This window comes from Streptomyces sp. NPDC014764, assembly GCF_043082785.1.
Classification (GTDB): Bacteria; Actinomycetota; Actinomycetes; order Streptomycetales; family Streptomycetaceae; genus Streptomyces; species Streptomyces althioticus.
In genome coordinates this window covers 140,878-159,406 of record NZ_JBIBXY010000008.1, presented here as the reverse complement: position 1 = coordinate 159,406, position 18,529 = coordinate 140,878, and the positions used below count along the sequence as shown (strand labels likewise).

Annotated in this window: 16 protein-coding genes and 1 tRNA gene; 6 read left to right on the top strand and 11 right to left on the bottom strand. The window is 71.7% G+C overall.

Annotated features, from left to right (window positions below; all coding sequences use genetic code 11):
• Positions 1–256: 256 nt before the first annotated feature.
• On the bottom strand, positions 257–1,645 hold the full coding sequence (locus tag ACF1AG_RS21670; protein ID WP_359601118.1) for a cystathionine beta-synthase: 1,389 nt from the start codon (positions 1,643–1,645) through the stop codon (positions 257–259).
• Positions 1,646–1,809: 164 nt separating this feature from the next.
• Between ACF1AG_RS21670 and ACF1AG_RS21665 the strand changes: the two genes are divergently transcribed.
• The 3 genes from ACF1AG_RS21665 to ACF1AG_RS21655 all read left to right on the top strand — a co-directional run bounded on the left by ACF1AG_RS21665 (position 1,810) and on the right by ACF1AG_RS21655 (position 5,454).
• Positions 1,810–2,838 (top strand): SGNH/GDSL hydrolase family protein, encoded by a 1,029-nt coding sequence (locus tag ACF1AG_RS21665; protein WP_391810218.1) that lies wholly within the window; start codon positions 1,810–1,812, stop codon positions 2,836–2,838.
• A gap of 339 nt (positions 2,839–3,177) precedes the next feature.
• The gene (locus tag ACF1AG_RS21660; RefSeq protein WP_359601116.1) at positions 3,178–4,398 is read left to right on the top strand and encodes an acetyl-CoA C-acetyltransferase; all 1,221 of its coding nucleotides are present in this window, start codon (positions 3,178–3,180) and stop codon (positions 4,396–4,398) included.
• 279 nt (positions 4,399–4,677) lie between these two features.
• Positions 4,678–5,454, top strand: coding sequence for a hypothetical protein (locus ACF1AG_RS21655; protein WP_391810217.1), 777 nt, complete (start codon positions 4,678–4,680; stop codon positions 5,452–5,454).
• A gap of 137 nt (positions 5,455–5,591) precedes the next feature.
• On the opposite strand, the gene ACF1AG_RS21650 is transcribed toward ACF1AG_RS21655, so the two are convergent.
• Positions 5,592–5,903: a hypothetical protein gene (locus ACF1AG_RS21650; protein ID WP_086020106.1), complete on the bottom strand. Its 312-nt coding sequence runs from the start codon at positions 5,901–5,903 to the stop codon at positions 5,592–5,594.
• A gap of 101 nt (positions 5,904–6,004) precedes the next feature.
• On the opposite strand from ACF1AG_RS21650, the gene ACF1AG_RS21645 reads away from it, so the two are divergent.
• Entirely contained in the window at positions 6,005–6,235 is a 231-nt protein-coding gene (locus ACF1AG_RS21645; protein ID WP_359601114.1) for a DUF4287 domain-containing protein, read from the top strand.
• 100 nt (positions 6,236–6,335) lie between these two features.
• Here the strand turns inward: ACF1AG_RS21645 and ACF1AG_RS21640 are convergent, their stop codons facing one another.
• The 4 genes from ACF1AG_RS21640 to ACF1AG_RS21625 form a co-directional block, all read right to left on the bottom strand.
• Positions 6,336–7,223: a Bax inhibitor-1/YccA family protein gene (locus ACF1AG_RS21640; RefSeq protein WP_359601113.1), complete on the bottom strand. Its 888-nt coding sequence runs from the start codon at positions 7,221–7,223 to the stop codon at positions 6,336–6,338.
• A gap of 195 nt (positions 7,224–7,418) precedes the next feature.
• Complete coding sequence (locus tag ACF1AG_RS21635; protein ID WP_359601112.1) at positions 7,419–8,594, bottom strand: 4-hydroxybenzoate 3-monooxygenase; 1,176 nt, start codon at positions 8,592–8,594, stop codon at positions 7,419–7,421.
• Between the two features lie 272 nt (positions 8,595–8,866).
• On the bottom strand, positions 8,867–9,016 hold the full coding sequence (locus ACF1AG_RS21630; RefSeq protein WP_387797647.1) for a hypothetical protein: 150 nt from the start codon (positions 9,014–9,016) through the stop codon (positions 8,867–8,869).
• A gap of 261 nt (positions 9,017–9,277) precedes the next feature.
• Positions 9,278–9,364: transfer RNA gene (locus ACF1AG_RS21625), tRNA-Leu, on the bottom strand.
• 385 nt (positions 9,365–9,749) lie between these two features.
• Between ACF1AG_RS21625 and ACF1AG_RS21620 the strand changes: the two genes are divergently transcribed.
• On the top strand, positions 9,750–10,520 hold the full coding sequence (locus ACF1AG_RS21620; protein ID WP_391810216.1) for an ABC transporter ATP-binding protein: 771 nt from the start codon (positions 9,750–9,752) through the stop codon (positions 10,518–10,520).
• Positions 10,521–10,576: 56 nt separating this feature from the next.
• Positions 10,577–13,108, top strand: a complete 2,532-nt coding sequence (locus ACF1AG_RS21615) for an ABC transporter permease (protein ID WP_387797645.1) — start codon at positions 10,577–10,579, stop codon at positions 13,106–13,108.
• A 78-nt stretch (positions 13,109–13,186) separates the two neighbouring features.
• Here the strand turns inward: ACF1AG_RS21615 and ACF1AG_RS21610 are convergent, their stop codons facing one another.
• From ACF1AG_RS21610 to ACF1AG_RS21590, 5 genes are all read right to left on the bottom strand, one after another.
• Positions 13,187–14,500, bottom strand: coding sequence for a cyclopropane-fatty-acyl-phospholipid synthase family protein (locus tag ACF1AG_RS21610; protein WP_359601109.1), 1,314 nt, complete (start codon positions 14,498–14,500; stop codon positions 13,187–13,189).
• Between the two features lie 216 nt (positions 14,501–14,716).
• The gene (locus tag ACF1AG_RS21605) at positions 14,717–16,105 is read right to left on the bottom strand and encodes an NAD(P)/FAD-dependent oxidoreductase (RefSeq protein WP_359601108.1); all 1,389 of its coding nucleotides are present in this window, start codon (positions 16,103–16,105) and stop codon (positions 14,717–14,719) included.
• Positions 16,106–16,549: 444 nt separating this feature from the next.
• The gene (locus ACF1AG_RS21600; protein WP_359601107.1) at positions 16,550–17,494 is read right to left on the bottom strand and encodes a Ppx/GppA phosphatase family protein; all 945 of its coding nucleotides are present in this window, start codon (positions 17,492–17,494) and stop codon (positions 16,550–16,552) included.
• A complete protein-coding gene (locus ACF1AG_RS21595; RefSeq protein WP_359601106.1) occupies positions 17,491–18,024 on the bottom strand; it encodes a DUF501 domain-containing protein in 534 nt (177 codons plus the stop codon). Before ACF1AG_RS21595 ends, ACF1AG_RS21600 begins: the two co-directional genes overlap by 4 nt.
• A gap of 28 nt (positions 18,025–18,052) precedes the next feature.
• Positions 18,053–18,529 carry a septum formation initiator family protein gene (locus tag ACF1AG_RS21590; RefSeq protein WP_019522653.1) on the bottom strand — a complete coding sequence of 159 codons (477 nt, stop codon included), beginning with the start codon at positions 18,527–18,529 and terminating at the stop codon, positions 18,053–18,055.

Here is an 18,529-nt window from a genome sequence, read left to right as displayed (position 1 = left end):
GCATCAAACCGCACCCCTCGGGGGCGCGGGGAACTGCGCGACCAGCCCCCACCCCGCCGCAGACGGCAGCGGACCCTCAGGGGCGCGGGGAACTGCACGACCAGCCCCCACCGATGCCGCGGACGGCATCAAACCGCACCCCTCGGGGGCGCGGGGAACTGCGCGACCAGCCCCCACCCCGCCGCAGACGGCAGCGGACCCTCAGGGGCGCGGGGAACTGCGCGATCGCCCACCCACCCCGCCGCGGACGACTACCTCACGCGCCGGTCTTGGCGAGGAAGGCCAGCAGGTCCTGACGGCTGACCACCCCGGTCGGCTTCCCCTCGACCAGCACGATCGCCGCGTCCGCCTTGCCCAGCACGGCCATCAGGTCTGCGACCGGCTCACCGGAGCCCACCTGCGGCAGCGGCGCGGACATGTGCTTCTCCAGCGGGTCGTCGAGCGAGGCGCTCTTGCTGAACAGGTGGTCCAGCAGCTCCCGCTCGACGACGGAGCCGACGACCTCGGCGGCCATCACGTCCGGGTGACCTGCGCCGGGCTTGACGACCGGCATCTGCGAGACGCCGTACTCGCGCAGCACCTCGATGGCCTGGCCGACGGTCTCGTCGGGGTGCATGTGGACGAGGGACGGGATGTGGCCGCCCTCCTTGTCGTCCAGCACGTCGGCGACGCGGGCGCTCGGGCCGTTGTCCTCGAGGAAGCCGTAGTCGGCCATCCACTCGTCGTTGAAGATCTTGCTGAGGTAGCCGCGGCCGCTGTCCGGCAGCAGTACGACGACGACGTCGTCCTCGCCGAGCCGGGAGGCCACCTCCAGCGCCGCCACGACCGCCATGCCGCAGGAACCGCCGACCAGCAGGCCCTCCTCCTTGGCGAGCCGGCGGGTCATCTGGAAGGAGTCCTTGTCGGAGACGGCGACGATCTCGTCCGCGACCTCACGGTCGTAGGCGGTCGGCCAGAAGTCCTCGCCGACCCCCTCCACCAGGTACGGACGGCCGGAGCCACCGGAGTACACCGAGCCCTCGGGGTCCGCGCCGACGACCTTGACGCGGCCGTCGCTGGCCTCCTTGAGGTAGCGGCCGGTGCCGGAGATGGTGCCGCCGGTGCCTACGCCGGCCACGAAGTGGGTGATCTTCCCCTCGGTCTGCTCCCACAGCTCGGGGCCGGTGGAGTGGTAGTGCGACAGGGGGTTGTTCGGGTTGGAGTACTGGTCCGGCTTCCAGGCGCCCGGCGTCTCACGGACCAGCCGGTCGGAGACGTTGTAGTACGAGTCGGGGTGCTCGGGGGCCACGGCCGTCGGGCAGACGACGACCTCGGCGCCGTACGCGCGCAGGACGTTGATCTTGTCCATGGACACCTTGTCCGGGCAGACGAAGATGCACTTGTAGCCCTTCTGCTGGGCCACGATGGCGAGTCCGACGCCGGTGTTGCCGCTGGTCGGCTCGACGATGGTGCCGCCCGGCTTCAGCTCCCCGCTCTTCTCCGCCGCCTCGATCATGCGCAGGGCGATGCGGTCCTTCACGGAGCCGCCCGGGTTGAAGTACTCCACCTTGGCCAGGACGGTGGCCCTGATGCCCTTGGTCACGCTGTTGAGCCGCACCAGCGGGGTGTTGCCGACGAGGCTGATCATCGAGTCGTGGAATTGCACCGTTGTCTCCGGACTGCTGCAAAAGGGGTGGTCGTGGTGGTGATGCCAGCCTAGGCCCTCCCCTGAGGCGGACCCGGCCGGGTCGTTCACTCCCCGTCGGGATTGGACCACCGTCCGTACGGGGCAAGACCAGGGTGTACGGCTACGAGGAGGTGGCGGCGAGCATGACGGGCATGTCGAGGGCGCGAGTGGCCCGGCGCATCGCGGCCGGCGCCGCGTACGGCGGCGGGGGGATCGGGCTGGCGGGCGCGGCGGCCGTGGGGCTGCTGCTGGCGGAGGCGCAGCTGGCCCGGCGCCGTGTGGGCAACGGCACGACTCCTCACGTGCCCACCGCGGACGGACTGTACGGCGCCTCCTACACGGTGCCGGGTGAGCCGGCGCTGCGGCTGACGATGCTGGGCGACTCCACGGCCGCCGGGCAGGGCGTGCACCGGGCCGGGCAGACGCCGGGCGCGCTGATCGCCTCCGGGGTGGCGGCGATCGCGGAGCGCCCGGTGGGGCTGTCCACGGTCGCGGTGCCCGGGGCCCGCTCGGACGACCTGGACCGGCAGGTGAGTCTGGCACTGGCGGACCCGTCGCGGGTGCCGGACATCTGCGTGATCATGGTCGGCGCGAACGACGTGACGCACCGGATGCCGCCCACCCGGTCCGTGCGCCACCTCGCCACGGCGGTGCGCCGGCTGCGGACGGCCGGCGCGGAGGTGGTGGTCGGCACGTGCCCGGATCTCGGCACGATCGAGCCGGTGTGGCAGCCGCTGCGCTGGATGGCCCGCCGCGCCTCGCGGCAGCTCGCGGCGGCGCAGACGATCGGCGTGGTCGAGCAGGGCGGGCGCACGGTGTCGCTGGGCGACCTGCTGGGCCCGGAGTTCGCGGCGAACCCGCGGGAGCTGTTCGGCCCGGACAACTACCACCCGTCGGCGGAGGGGTACGCGACGGCGGCGATGGCGGTGCTGCCGACGGTGTGCGCGGCGATGGGACTGTGGCCGGCGGAGGAGGACCGGCCGGACGCCGCCCGCCGCGAGGGCTTCCTGCCGGTGGCACGGGCGGCGGCGGAGGCCGCGTCGGAGGCCGGCACGGAGGTCGCGGCGGCGATGCCGACGGGGCCACGGGGCGCCTGGGCCCTCCTGAAGCGGCGTCGGCGCCGCCGGGTGACGGAGTCGGAACCGGAACCGTCCACGCAACCGTCCTCGTGACCCACCTCGCTCCTCCCCGATGCCGGGTGCGGGTGGTCCGTGGCTGGTCGCGCAGTTCCCCGCGCCCCTTGAGGGAGTTCCGCCCCAACGGCGGGCAGTCGTGCCTCCCCCAGTGCCTTAAAGGCCTGGGGGGACCCCCGGGGCGGCAGGGGTGGGCGCAGGCGGGACCGTCCAAGGCGTCCCGAGGCCGGTCCACCCCCGGGTCACCAAAAAGCAAGCGCTTAGAAAGTTGCGGCCCATCTCACACCCCGACACCCGTGACCCCGGTCATACGTACGGGTAACTTCCCAACGGACGCCGCCCAGCGCCCCGCCGCACCCTCTTCACTCTGGAGCCGTGATGCCCGAAGCCGTGATCGTTTCCGCCGCCCGCTCCCCCATCGGCCGCGCCTTCAAGGGCTCGCTCAAGGACCTGCGCCCGGACGACCTGACCGCCACGATCATCCAGGCGGCCCTCGCCAAGGTCCCCGAGCTGGACCCGCGGGACATCGACGACCTGATGCTCGGCTGCGGTCTGCCCGGCGGCGAGCAGGGCAACAACCTCGGCCGGATCGTCGCCGTGCAGATGGGCATGGACCATCTCCCCGGCTGCACGATCACCCGTTACTGCTCCTCCTCCCTGCAGACCTCCCGCATGGCGCTGCACGCGATCAAGGCCGGCGAGGGCGACGTCTTCATCTCGGCCGGCGTCGAGACGGTCTCGCGCTTCACGAAGGGCAACTCCGACAGCCTCCCGGACACGCGCAACCCGCTGTTCGCCGAGGCCGAGGCCCGCACCGCCGAGGTCGCCCAGCAGGAGGGCACCACCTGGCACGACCCGCGCGAGGACGGCCTGGTCCCCGACCCGTACATCGCGATGGGCCAGACTGCGGAGAACCTGGCCCGCTGGAAGGGCGTCACCCGCCAGGAGATGGACGAGTTCGGCGTCCGCTCGCAGAACCTCGCCGAGGAGGCCATCAAGAACGGCTTCTGGGAGCGCGAGATCACCCCGGTGACGCTGCCCGACGGCACCGTCGTCAGCAAGGACGACGGCCCGCGCCCCGGCGTCACCATGGAGGGCGTCTCCGGCCTGAAGCCCGTCTTCCGCCCCGACGGCCTGGTCACCGCCGGAAACTGCTGCCCGCTCAACGACGGCGCCGCCGCGCTGGTCATCATGAGCGACACCAAGGCCCGCGAGCTGGGCCTGACCCCGCTGGCCCGGATCGTGTCCACCGGCGTCTCGGGCCTCTCCCCGGAGATCATGGGCCTCGGCCCGGTCGAGGCGAGCAAGCAGGCCCTGGGTCGGGCCGGTCTGACCGTGGACGACATCGACCTGTTCGAGATCAACGAGGCGTTCGCCGCCCAGGTGATCCCGTCCTACCAGGACCTGGGCATCCCGCTGGAGAAGCTGAACGTCAACGGCGGCGCCATCGCCGTCGGCCACCCCTTCGGCATGACCGGCGCCCGCATCACCGGCACGCTCATCAACTCCCTGCAGTTCCACGACAAGCAGTTCGGTCTGGAGACCATGTGCGTCGGCGGCGGCCAGGGCATGGCGATGGTGATCGAGCGCCTGAGCTGACCCCCGCGCGCCGCTGCGTCACGACGGCGGCACAGGGCGTGAGGGAACGGCCCGGCACCCCCGTTCTCCGGGGCGCCGGGCCGTTCCGTGATCCAAATTCCCCCAGGATGTGACCTACGCCTCGCGGGAGCAGTATCCCTGCAGGTCACGGAAGCCGCATCAGGCGCCCGCACCCCGTCGGACTGTCCGATTCGTGACGTTACGCACTGACAGATGGTTAGTCCGCCCTTCAAGCTGATGTAGGAAGTCGGGGGTCGACTGTGAACCGGGAGTACGTCAGTGAGCGCCATGCCGATCGCCCTGCTGATCACCACGGCCGCCACCGGAGCCGTGGGCGTCGCCGTCCTGCGCAGTGTGCTGGTGCTGCGCCGACAGGTCGCGGCACTGCACACCGAGCTGGCCAGGAGCCGGGCCACGGGCCGGGCCCAGATCCCGCCCGCCCGCTCGGCGGGACCGGACGAGATACGCGCCGCGGTCGCCGAGGCGCTCGCCGAGGAGCGGGAGCGCGAGCTGGCCGAGGCGCGGGCGTTCTGGGCCGCCCAGGAGGCCCGTGACGCCTCCGATGGCCCGTCCCTGCTGGGTCTGCCCGACAGCGAGCTGTTCCTGCCCCGGCAGGCCGATTTCGCGGGCCTGGAGCCCGTCGCCGAGCCCGGCGCCGACACCGAGGAGCACTCCGGGGACTCCCCCGAGCTGGCCGCGGCCCGTCGCCGTCACCCCTCGCACCCGGACTTCGTTCCGCACTCCTCGCCGGTCGTGAGCGACCACGAGCGCACGGTGGAGGTGCTGGAGGAGCTGGCGGCCGCGCGCACCGAGCTGACCGACGTCCGTCCGGGCCCGCTGGGCACCCTGGACGTGTACGTGTTCGCCGACGGCACCACGCTGTGCATGACGCCGGGCCACCGCGAGACCGCGGACCGGCTGGCCGAGTCGCTGCGGGCGGGCGAGACCCCGTTCCTGCTGGGCGGCTCCGGCATCTCCGGGGCGTACACGCTGACGTTCTCCTGCGGCGAGGACAGCGTCTACATCCTCGCGGACCGCGTCATCGCGTCCCTGTAGTACCTGCAGCGGCCCGGGTGCAGTACTCGAAGCACCTGTAGAACCTGCAACGCCTGCAGAACCTGCAACGCCTGCAGAACCTGCGGCCCCCGGCGTTCGGGGCGCCCCCGAACGCCCGGCGCACGCCCCTCGCGGGGTCACACACCCGCGCGCTCGCGTGCCTCCTCCACGAGCCGGGCGGCTTCGGCCACTTCCTCGTCGCTTTTCAGCACGAGGGCGAAGTCGTGTCCGGCGACGGTGATCTGGTCGGCGGCGGCGAACATGCCGGCGTCCGGCATCTCGCGCGGCTCGGTGCCCGGCTCCTCGACGAGCTGGGTGCGCCGTGCCAACTCCCTGGCCAGGGCGAGCGCCTCGGCCGCCGCCCCCCGCTGCAGCCGGCTCTGCGGCGCGGCCCGCAGGCGGTCGGCGAAATGATCCACGGCACGGGTGAAGGGCGTCGTATCAACCACGCGGCGAGCGTACGCGGCGCGGCAGGACTGTTGCCAACGGACGGGCGCTCGGGCACGGTGACCTGAAGGACCGGCTTGTATCCCAGCGTCCGGAGGCGCCGATGTCCCAAGTCTTCTCCGCAGAGACCCATCGCAACATGCTCGCCCGCATCCCGCACTGCACCGGTCGTGAGATCTCCGACTGGCTGCGCACCGTCGAAGAAGGCCCGGCGCTCATCCGCTTCGAGGAGAAGGTCAGCTGGCTGAGGCACGAGTACGACCTGGCGTACGGCCACGCCAAGGCGATCGTGCACGAGTACGACCTGCGGAGGGCCGCACGCCGGTTGCTCTAGCCGGCGCCCGGCCCGTCCCCCGGAACGGACCCGAGACACGGCGAAGGGCCCCGGTCGGAACCGGGGCCCTTCGTCATGCCGTGCGGTGGACGCCGGGGCGTCAGTCGCTGTTGAGGATCGAGATGAGCCGCAGGAACTCGAGGTAGATCCACACCAGCGTCAGCGTGAGGCCGAAGGCGGCGAGCCAGGCCTCCTCGCGCGGGGCGCCGTAGGCGATGCCGTCCTCGACCTGCTTGAAGTCCAGGGCGAGGAAGCAGGCGCCGAGGATGATGCCGACGACGCCGAAGAGGATGCCGAGGGCGCCGCTGCGGAAGCCGAGGCCGTCACCGCCGCCGATCACCGCGAACAGCAGGTTCACGGCCATCAGCAGGATGAAGCCGAGGGCGGCCGCCATCACGAAGCCGTAGAAGCGGCGGTTGACGCGGATCCAGCCGGCCTTGTAGGCCACCAGCACACCGGCGAACACCGCCATGGTGCCGATCACGGCCTGCATGGCCGCGCCGTCGGCGATGCGGTTGTCGACGACGCTGGAGATGACGCCGAGGAACACACCCTCGAAGGCTGCGTAGGTCAGGATCAGCGCGGGCGACGCCTTGCGCTTGAACGCCTGCACGAAGCCCAGGACCATGGCGATCAGCGCGGAGCCGATGCCGATGCCGTAGGACCGGCCGATGTTGGCGTCGTCGACCGGCAGCAGCGCCCAGGCGAGCGCGGCGGTGACGATCAGCACGCCGAGCGTGGTGCCCGTGCGCATCACGACGTCGTCGATGGTCATGCGGCCGGCCGTGGCGGGGGCCTGCGGCGGCGCGCCGTACTGCTGCTGCTGCGCGTACGGGTTCTGGGCGTACGGGTTGCCCGTCGGCTGTGCGTACGGGTTGGCCTGCGTGGCGACTGCGGGGCCCCCGGCCTGCGGCGCGGTGTTGAAGCCCGCGTAGCCGTTGTCGCGGCCGAACCCCCGTCGCGAGAAGACCGGGTTACTGCTCCTCATTTCACTCCTCCATGGCCACTCGGTGCGGCCTTGGCTCAAGAGTAATAGGTAGGCAAAGGAATGACCCTAATGCTTGGGAAGGATCTTTCCCTTGTTGTGCTGCGCAACACGCTACGCGTCCTGGTGATTCCCTACACGGCAGGTGACGGACCGGTACCGAGCCGGTACCTGCCCGGAACCGGCCGGAGACAGTGATCACCCGAGGGGGAATCCGGTGTAGCCCTCGGCGAGGTCGGCGGCGGCCGACCGGCTGGTGGCGATGCGGTCCAGACGGGCGAGCTGCAGCCGGCCGTCGAAGGCGGTGGCGCCGGGGTCGCGGTGCAGCAGCGCGGTCAGGTCGTGGGAGAACCGCTCCGCCTGCCACACCCGGCGCAGACAGGTCGCGGAGTAGGCGTCCAGCAGTTCGGCGGAGCCGGTGCGCCGTTCGTGTTGCAGGGCGCGGGCGAGGACCACGACGTCCCCGAACGCGAGGTTGAGGCCCTTGGCTCCGGTCGGCGGCACGATGTGGGCGGCGTCCCCGGCGAGGAAGAGCCGTCCGTACCGCATGGGCTCGTGGACGTAGGAACGCATCGGGGTGACCGCCTTCTGGGTGACGGGGCCGCGCTGCAGGGTCCAGCCGTCGGCGGTCTCCAGGCGGCGGGCCAGCTCGTCCCAGATCTCCTCGTCCGTCCACTCCTCGGCCTTCGTGCCCTCCGGCACCTGGAGGTAGAGGCGGGAGACGGTCGGGGAGCGCATGGACAGCAGGGCGAAGCCGCGGTCGTGGCGGGCGTAGACCAGCTCGTCGTGGGAGGGCGGCACGTCGGCGAGGACGCCGAGCCAGGCGTACGGGTAGGCGCGCTCGAAGACGCGGGAGGCGGCCTCGGGGACGGCGGCCCGGCACACCCCGTGGAAGCCGTCGCAGCCGGCCACGTAGGCGCACTCCAGCACCTCCTCGCGGCCGTCGCGGCGGAAGCGGATGCGCGGGGCGCCGGTGTCCACGTCCTCCACGGCGAGCACCTCCGCCTCGAAGAGCACGGGGGGACCGTCGGTCCCGGCGAGGGCGATGAGGTCCTTGCAGATCTCGGTCTGGGCGTAGACGGTGACGCGGCGGCCGCCGGCGAGGTCCGGGAAGTCGACGCGGTGGCGGCGCCGCCCGAACCGCAGCTCGATGCCGTCGTGGGGCAGGCCCTCGCGGTCCAGCCGCTCCCCCGCCCCGGCCGCCCTGAGCACGTCGGCGGTGCCCTGCTCCAGCACCCCGGCCCGCTGGCGCCGCTCCACATAAGCGCGGTCGCGGCACTCCAGGACGACGCAGTCGATGCCCGCGAGCCGCAGCAGCCGCGCCAGCATCAGCCCGGCGGGACCGGCCCCCACGATCCCCACGGTGGTACGCATCGGTCGTCCCCCTTCGCCCGCGGCCGAACGCGAGTCTCCGACCCCTCCCACCCGGGTGTCAACGGGCCGCGCGGGTGACCCGACGCGGGTCGCTGCCGCGCCGGGACGGCCCTGCTCGACCGCCGGCTCCGCCTGGCGGACCAGGCGGAACAGAACCTGGGCGTACACGGTGGTCACCGCCGCCATGATCGTCGGGACGACCGCGAGCGCGAGTACGCCCACCAGCGCGTGGCTGTCCTCGCTCCGTCCGCCGAACCCCTGGTCGTCGGCTGTCAGCAGCCGGTGGCGAACCATGCCCACATCGCCAGCGACAGGATCCCCCACCCGACCGGCCACTTCTCGACCCGATGCCCGTCCCTGCGGAACTGCTCACCGTCGATCGTCGTCTCCGTCTCCCCTGCGACTCGCAGATCGGTGCTCATCGTTCATCACACCGCACAGGTGGAACCGGTTCCACCGGCGCGGCCCTCGTCGGAGCGAGTCGGCCCGACCGGGGTTCACCCGCCGGTGCCGCCCTCGGCGGAGGAGCACGCCGGGATCGGCACGCTCACCGCGCGGGAGCGGGTGATCCTCGTCGCGATCGGGGAGGGGCCGGCGGGGGTGCCACGTCGGTGTGCCGGCGCTGCGAACGAGCGACTGCGGACAGCGGCCGTCCCCTCAGAGGCAGGGCCGCGCGGCCGTGGTGGTGCCCGGAGCCGGACTTGAACCGGCACGCCCGCTCAGGGGCAGCGAGGTTTAAGCTCGCCGTGTCTGCATTCCACCATCCGGGCAGGCCGTGGGCTCCGCTACGCGGTTCCGAGCCTATCGGTGACCCTCCCCCCGCCTGCGGCGGGATGGACCGATCTTGTCTTATTTTATTGGCGCCTGAGGGAGCATCAGACACCGGAACGCACCGTCAGCACGCGCCACCAGCGTTGCGTGCGACGAGGCCCTCTGCACGCGGAATGACGGAATTTCACCGTCCGGGACGGGGCGCCCCACCCGTTCCGGGGACGACCCGGGTAGGGGTCCCCCGTCATCCCCAGGTATGACCCGGCGTCCGGCGCTCCCTCCCGAGTCGCCCCCGGGAACCGGAGCTGCGACTGACTACACGGCGGCGAAGCCACGGAAGGATGGTCACGTCCCCGAAAGACGCCGTCCGACAGGAGCTCATCCGTGACCACCGCCCCCCTCGCCGACCGGACCACCGCCGTGGCCGCACGCGCCACGGAGCTGTCGAAGATCTACGGCCAGGGCGAGACCCGGGTGGTCGCGCTGGACCGGGTCTCCGTCGACTTCCGGCAGGCCGAGTTCACCGCGATCATGGGGCCCTCGGGCTCCGGCAAGTCCACGCTGATGCACTGCGTCGCCGGGCTCGACACCTTCTCCTCCGGCTCCGTGCGCATCGGCGACACCGAGCTGGGCGCGCTGAAGGACAAGCAGCTCACACGGCTGCGCCGGGACAAGATCGGCTTCATCTTCCAGGCGTTCAACCTGCTGCCGACGATCAACGCCCTGGAGAACATCACGCTTCCCATGGACATCGCGGGCCGCAAGCCCGACAAGGAGTGGCTGGACACCGTGATCCGCATGGTCGGCCTGTCCGACCGGCTGAGCCACCGGCCCGCCCAGCTCTCCGGCGGCCAGCAGCAGCGGGTCGCGGTGGCGCGGGCGCTGGCGTCCCGGCCCGACATCGTCTTCGGCGACGAGCCGACCGGCAACCTCGACTCGCGCTCCGGCGCCGAGGTGCTCGGCTTCCTGCGCAACTCCGTGCGCGAACTGGGCCAGACCGTGGTCATGGTGACCCACGACCCGGTCGCCGCCGCCTACGCGGACCGGGTGGTCTTCCTCGCCGACGGCCGCATCGTCGACGGGCTGCGAGGACCGACGGCCGACTCGGTGCTCGACCGGATGAAGCGTTTCGACGCCAAGGGCCGCACCAGCTGATCCCGCCCCCGCCGCCCGCTCGCCCCTCCCCCGTACCGTCTGGACAGAGAAGACCCATGTTCCGTACCGCCTTGCGCAACGTCTTCGCGCACAAGGCCAGGCTGTTGATGACCGTGCTCGCCGTGATGCTGGGCGTGGCGTTCGTGTCGGGCACCCTGGTCTTCGCGGACACCCTCTCCAACGCCTTCCGCAACCAGTCGGCGAAGAGCTACGACGACGTCGCCGTCGCCGTCACCTCGTACGCCGACCCGGACAACCCCGAGGAGGCGCCCGGCCTGTCCGGCGAGGACCTCGACCGGATCTCCGCCGTGGACGGCGTCGCCGGGGTGTACGGCCGCGTCGAGGGCTTCGCCGGGGTCGCCGACCCCGACGGGAAGCTGATCGGCGTCGGATGGTCCAACAAGGGCTCGAACTTCGCGCCCGGCGAGAACGGCAAGGACCCCGCGTACACGTTCACCGACGGCTCCGGCCCGGTGAAGGACAACCAGATCGCGCTGGACGAGGAGACCGCGGCCAAGGGCGAGTACGAGGTGGGCGACCGGGTGCGCGTCGCCACCAACGGCCCGGTGAAGGAGTACACCCTCAGCGGTGTGTTCACCACCGAGGACGGCGCCGTCAACGCCGGCGGCAGCCTCGTCCTCTTCGACACCGCCGTCGCCCAGGAGCAGTACCTGAAGCGGGGCTACTTCGAGGACGCCACCGTCGTCGCGGCCGCCGGTGCGGACGATGCCGGGATCCTCGCCGCGGTCGAGCCGCTGCTGCCGGACAGGGCGGAGGCGCAGACCGGCAAGGCGCTCGCGGACGAGCAGGCCGACCAGATCGAACAGGGCATGAGCAACCTCAAGCAGGTCCTGCTCGGCTTCGCGGGCATCGCGCTCTTCGTGGGCGTCTTCCTGATCTCCAACACGTTCACGATGCTGGTCGCCCAGCGCACCAAGGAGGTCGCCCTGATGCGCGCCGTCGGCGCGTCCCGTAGGCAGATCACCCGTTCGGTGCTCGCCGAGGCCGCGGTGGTGGGTCTGGTGGCCTCGACCGTCGGCTTCGTCCTCGGCGTCGGTCTGGCCCTCGGGCTGCGCTCCGGCATGGCGGCGTTCGACATGAAGATGCCCGACGGCCCGCTGGTCCTGTCCGCCACTCCGGTGATCTCGGCGTTCGCGGTGGGCGTGCTGATCACGGTGTTCGCCGCCTGGCTGCCCGGCCGCAGGGCCGCGAAGATCCCGCCGGTGGCGGCGATGAACAGCGTCCACGCGGTGGCCACCACCAAGTCGCTGGTGCTGCGCAACTCCATCGGCGGGGCCGTCACCGCCCTCGGCGCGGCGGCGATCGTGGCAGGTGCCTCGACCGGCGGCGACGACGGCCGGATGTACATCGGCGCGGGGGCGTTCCTCGCTCTGATCGGCGTGATCATCCTGATCCCGCTGCTGTCCCGGCCCGTGATCGCACTCGTCCGTCCGCTGCTCGTCGGGCCCTTCGGCGTGGCCGGCAAGCTGGCCGGCCAGAACGCGGTCCGCAACCCGCGCCGCACCGGCGCCACCGCCTCGGCGCTGGCGATCGGGCTGACGCTGGTGACCGGCCTGTCGGTGCTCGGCGTCACGGTCGGCACCGCCATCGACAAGATGACCACGGACAACATCAAGGCCGACTACATGGTCTCGATGGCCAACGGGGGCGACCTCGACCGGTCCGCGCTGACCGCGCTGGAGAAGGCCGAGGGCGTCTCGGCGGTCTCCCCGCAGCAGGACGTCTACCTCCAGGCCGGTGACGACTACGTCTCCGCCTCCGGGATCACCCCGGGCGACATCGAGCGGGTACTGAACGTCGACGTGGTCAGTGGCGACGCCGGCACGCTCGCCGAGGGGCAGATCGCGGTCGCCGAGACCACGGCGAGGAGCAAGGGCTGGAAGCCCGGCGACCGCATCCCCTTCGCCTTCGCCGACGAGAAGAAGGTGACGCTGACGGTCGGCGCCGTCTACAAGGACAGCGAGTTCCTCTCCCCCGTCCTCGTCGACACCGCCGTGGTGGACGGGCACGAGGCGAAACCGTACATCCGGCAGATCTTCGTGAAGATCGACGGCGGTCAGACCGCGGCGAACGAGCAGGTCCTCGTCGACGCGCTGGGCGACAACCCGGCGATCACCGTCATGGACCAGCAGGACATCCGCGACGAGTTCGGCGGCGCCATCAACACCCTGCTGAACGTCATGTACGGGCTGCTGGCGATGGCGCTGATCATCGCGGTGCTGGGCGTCGTCAACACCCTCGCGATGTCCGTCTTCGAACGGCAGCAGGAGATCGGCATGCTGCGCGCGATCGGTCTGGACCGGCGCCGGGTGAAGCGGATGGTCCGGCTGGAGGCCGTCGTCATCTCGGTGTTCGGCGCGGTGGTCGGCATCGGTCTCGGCACGTTCCTCGGCTGGGCGATCGGCAGGACCGTCGCCGACGAGATCCCGGGGTACGCGCTGGTCCTGCCCTGGGACCGGATCGGGATCTTCGTGGTGCTGGCCGGTCTGGTGGGCGTCCTGGCAGCCCTGTGGCCGGCCCGCAACGCCGCCCGGCTGAACATGCTGAGCGCGATCAAGGCGGAGTGACCGCGTCGCGACGCGGCACACCGAAGGGCCGGGCCTCCCGTACGGGGAGCCCGGCCCTTCGCGTCGTGGTGGTGCGGATCAGGCCGGGCCGGGAGCGCCCCACACCCGGGCCCGCAGCGGCAGCCCGGAGGCACCGGCCTCGGGTGTGCGCACGGCGACGACCTGGTTGACGCCGATGCGGTTGCGCTCGAAGGCGAGCGCGGAGGCGGCCATGTAGAGCTGCCAGACGCGGGCGCGCGCAGGTCCGGCGAGCCCGGCCGCGCGTGACCACTCGGCCTCCAGGTTCGCCACCCAGCGGCGCAGGGTGAGGGCGTAGTGCTCGCGGATCGACTCCACGTCGCGCACCTCGAACCCGGCGCGCTCCAGCAGGGTGACGGTGGTGCCGAGCGGGGCCAGCTCGCCGTCGGGGAAGACGTAGGCGTCGATGAAGTCGTCCACCTGGTACGACTCCTCGTCGCGCTGCGGGCGGCGGGCGATCTGGTGGTTGAGCAGCCGGCCGCCCGGCTTCAGCAGCCGGTGCAGGACGGTCGCGTACTCCAGGTAGCGCTCGGAGCCGACGTGCTCGGCCATGCCGATGGAGGAGATCGCGTCGTAGGGGCCGTCCGCGACGTCCCGGTAGTCCTGGACGCGGATCTCGATGCGGTCGGTGAGCCCCTCCTCGGCGATCCGCTTGCGGGCGTAGGCGGCCTGCTCCTGGGAGAGGGTGATGCCGACGACGCTCACCCCGTACTCGCGGGCCGCGTGGATCGCCATGGAGCCCCAGCCGCAGCCGACGTCCAGCAGCCGCTGCCCGGGCCGCAGGGCGAGCTTGCGGGCGACCAGGTCCAGCTTGTCGTGCTGGGCCTGTTCCAGGGTGCCCTCAGGGGGCGGGGCGGGCCAGTAGGCGCAGGAGTACACCATGGACGGGCCGAGGACGATCTCGTAGAACTCGTTGCCGACGTCGTAGTGGTGGCTGATGGCGCGCTTGTCGCTGCGTTTGGTGTGCAGTCCGCGGCGGGGCCTGCGGACCTCCTCGCGGGGCGGGGCGGGCGGCAGCGGCGGGCCGGCCATGGCGAACAGCCGGCGCACCGCCGAGCGGAACGCCGGGTCGCGCAGGGACTGGGCGAGGGTACGGGCGTCCTCGTCGCGCTCCCAGATGCTCCCGGCGAGCAGGCCAAGCGCGGTGTAGAGGTCGCCCTCGATCGTCAGGTCGCCGGCCACCCAGGCGCGCGCCAGGCCCAGTTCGCCGGGCTTGAACAGCAGGCGGCGCAGGGCTCGCCGGTTGCGCACGACCAGGACGGGGGCCTCCGGAGGGCCGGCCTCCGAGCCGTCCCAGGTGCGAATGCGCACCGGAAGGGGTGCGCCGAGCAACTGCTCGAGGATGCCTTTCAGCCGCGAGGCGGCGTCTGCCATGGTGTACACCTCCGTGACCGGATCCCGGAATGTCGTCACCACGTAAACACCTGTGCGCGGCCGTGGCAGTCCCCGGCGCGCGTCATCTTCGGGCAAAACACGGAAACGCAACCCGCGGGGAGTCACTGCGGGCACATGCCGAAGGGGCCGCCCGCACCACGGATGGCGGGCGGCCCCTTCGGGGTGGCCTACGGGTGACCTGGGGGCGACCCCGGGTCAGGAGGCCTTTGCCTCGGTCTTCTTCGGCTCCTGCTTGGCGGCGGGCGCCGGGGCCGGCTTGGCGGCCTCGTAGAACTCCTCGCGCGGGGACTCGATCGCGCCCAGGGACACGACCTCGCGCTTGAGGAACATGCCGAGGGTCCAGTCGGCGAAGATCCTGATCTTGCGGTTCCAGGTCGGCATGGCCAGACCGTGGTAGCCACGGTGCATGTACCAGGCGAGCCGACCCTTGAGCTTGATCTTGAACTTGCCCATCACGATCATCGCGACGCCCTTGTGCAGGCCGAGGCCCGCGACCGCGCCCTTGTTGGCGTGGCTGTACTCCTTCTGCGGGAAGCCCCGCATGCCGGAGATCACGTTGTCGCCGAGGACCTTGGCCTGGCGCAGCGCGTGCTGGGCGTTCGGCGGGCACCAGGCGTTCTCGTTGCCTGCCTTGCGGCCGACGAGGTCCGGGACCTGGGCGTTGTCGCCCGCGGCCCAGATGTAGTCGGTGCCCTGGACCTGGAGGGTCGGCGCGGTGTCGACGTGGCCGCGCGGGCCGAGCGGCAGGCCGAAGCGGGCCAGCGCCGGGTTGGGCTTGACGCCCGCGGTCCACACGATGGTGTTGGAGTCGACCTCGAGGCCGTTCTTCAGCACCACGTGGCCGTCGACACAGGAGTCCATGGAGGTGGACAGGTAGACCTCGACGCCGCGGCTCTCGAGGTGCTCCTTGCCGTACTTGCCGAGCTTGGGGCCGACCTCGGGGAGGATCTTGTCGGCGGCGTCGACGAGGATGAACCGCATGTCCTCGCGGGACACCGTCTTGTAGTACTTGGCCGCGTCCCGGGCCATGTCCTCGACCTCGCCGATGGTCTCCGCGCCGGCGAAGCCGCCGCCCACGAAGACGAAGGTGAGCGCCTTGCGGCGGATCTCCTCGTCCGTGGTGGAGTCGGCCTTGTCGAGCTGCTCGAGGACGTGGTTGCGCAGGCCGATGGCCTCCTCGACGCCCTTCATGCCGATGCCCTGCTCGGCGAGGCCGGGGATCGGGAAGGTGCGGGAGACCGCGCCGAGCGCGATCACCAGGTAGTCGAAGGGCAGCTCGTACGCCTCGCCCACGAGCGGGGCGATCGTGGCGACCTTGCGGTCCTGGTCGATGGTGGTGACCCGGCCGGTGAGGACCTCCGCCTTGGGAAGCACGCGCCGCAACGGGACGACGACGTGCCGCGGGGAGATGCTGCCGGCGGCGGCTTCGGGGAGGAAGGGCTGGTAGGTCATGTACGACCGCGGGTCGACGACGGTGACGGTCGCCTCGCCGTAACGCATCTTCTTCTGGATGCGCCGAGCTGCGTACAGGCCTACGTACCCACCGCCTACTACGAGGATCCTGGGACGCTCCGTGGTGCTCATGCCATCGAGTATCCACCCGCTCGAGGGGGGTACCTCGTGCGCCCCTTCACAAGCTCCGGCAGGGCCTGTGCTACCATCCCGCGCTTCTTGATCCAGATCACAGTCCGGATCGGGAACCGGGTGCCCGCTTGACGCGTTGTCAATGCCGCGTGAGCTGCCTCTCTGCGGCCGAAGACGGTCCGTGAGGTGGACCGGGGGGTCGGCGCGAGCGGGGTGCACGGACCCTCCGCAGCCCTCTTCTGAACGTGTTCAAAGGGGTGTTGAGCGCCCGAACGGGTCAATCGGACCCACTTCTTCGCCCTCCCGGGGCCAATTCCTTGTGAAGAACTTCACGAACTTTCCCGCCAGGCCCGCCCCGGGGAGCCCCGAGGCCCCCCGGGAGGCGCCGCTCAAACGCTATCCCGGCTGCTCAGCGGAGTGCTACCGGCCGGTAACAAAAGAGACCTAGGCCACGGACCAGGCGATCCCGTCGAGGATGTCGTGCTCGGAGACCACGACCTCCTCGGCGCCCGTGCGCTCCATGATCGCCAGCAGCACCAGGGCGCCCGCGCCGATCACGTCGACCCGGCCCGGATGCATGGACGGCACGGCGGCCCGCTCGGCGTGGGTGGAGCGCAGCAGCCACTCGGTGATCTCCCGGACCCGGTCCCGGGAGACGCGGGAGTGGTGGATGGCCGCCGAGTCGTACTCGGGCAGGTCCTGGGCGATCGCCGACACGGTGGTGACGGACCCCGCCAGGCCCACCAGCGTCCGCGCCTCGCGCAGCGGCACCGCCTCCTCCGCCCGGTCCAGGGCGGCCTCGATGTCGGCGCGCATCGCCGCGATCTGTTCCCCGGCGGGCGGGTCCGTCACGGCCCCGTCCTGCACCAGGTGGCGCTCGGTCATCCGGACGCAGCCGACATCCACGGAGCGGGCGGCGCGCACACGGTCGTCGCCGACGACGAACTCGGTGGAGCCGCCGCCGATGTCCACCACCAGGAACGGACGCTGCAGGTCGTCGCGGCCGGTCAGCTCCCTGGTGGCACCGGTGAAGGAGAACTCAGCCTCCTGGTCGCCGGTGATCACCTCGGGCTCCACGCCCAGGATGTCCACCACGCCGCGCACGAAGTCGTCACGGTTCTCGGCGTCGCGGGAGGCCGAGGTGGCGACGAAGCGCAGATGCTCCGAGGCGCCGTGCTTCTCGATGATCTCCGCGTACTCGCGGCAGGCGGCGAAGGTGCGCTCCAGCGCCTCCGGCGCCAGCCGGCCGGTGCGGTCGACGCCCTGGCCGAGCCGCACGATCGTCATCCGCCGGTCCAGGTCGGTGAGTTCGCCCGTCTCCGGGTCGGCGTCGGCGACCAGCAGGCGGATGGAGTTCGTACCGCAGTCGATCGCGGCGACCCGGGTCACTGGGCGCCCTCCTCGGCCGCGGGCGTCACGCAGGGGCCCTTGGCCCACCACTCCGGCAGCATCGCCAGCGCCTCGTCGCCGAGCGGATTGACGCCCGGTCCGGCGGCCAGCGAGTGCGCGACGAGGACGTGCAGGCACTTCACCCGGTCCGGCATGCCGCCGGCGCTGGGGAAGTTCTTCAGCTCCTCGATCTCGTCGCGGCGCCGGATGTAGTCCTCGTGCGCCGCGCGGTAGGCGGCCGCCAGCTCGGGGTCGGCGGCCAGCCGCTCGGTCATCTCCTTCATGACGCCGTTCGCCTCGAGCGTGCCGATCGCGGAGTTCGCCCGCGGGCACGTCAGGTAGTACAGCGTCGGGAAGGGCGTGCCGTCGGGCAGCCGCGGCGCGGTCTCCACGACGTCCGGCTGCCCGCAGGGACAGCGGTGCGCGATGGCGCGGAGCCCGCGCGGGGGCCGGCCGAGCTGCTGCTTGAAGGCCTCGACGTCCGCGTCGGTGGGCTCGGTACGCGGGGTCGTGGGCGGAGGGGTGTCCATACGTGTCTTTCTGCGGTGTTCCGTCGGGTCACTGGGCGGCGGCGTCGGCCTTGTCGACGCCGTCCCAGACGTTGGCGTACCAGGGGCGGTCGGCGGCCCGGAGGTCGCCGCGCGTGGTCTCGGCGCCGGCCGGGTCGACGACGATGTAGCCGGTCTCCCCCGGCATGACGTAGTGCAGGCGCCTGCGGATCTCCTGCTCGGCGTACGCGTCGTCCTGCCAGCGGGCCTTCAGGTCACGCAGCCGTTCGACCCGGCGGCGGGTCTCGTCCTGCTCCTTCTGGAGGTCGGCGATCTCAGCGCGCTGGGAGACGTACTGCCGCATCGGGTAGGCGAGGGCCACGACCAGGGAGCAGAGGACCAGGGCGAGCAGGGCCGCGCGGCCGGTCAGCCGCGAGCGGCGGGCCTGCCGCTTGGTCTGCGAGCGGTAGACCCGGGCCGCGGTCTGCTCGCCGATCAGCCGGATCCTGGTCGCGGTGGAGAAACGGTCCCGGTCCTTCACCGCCAT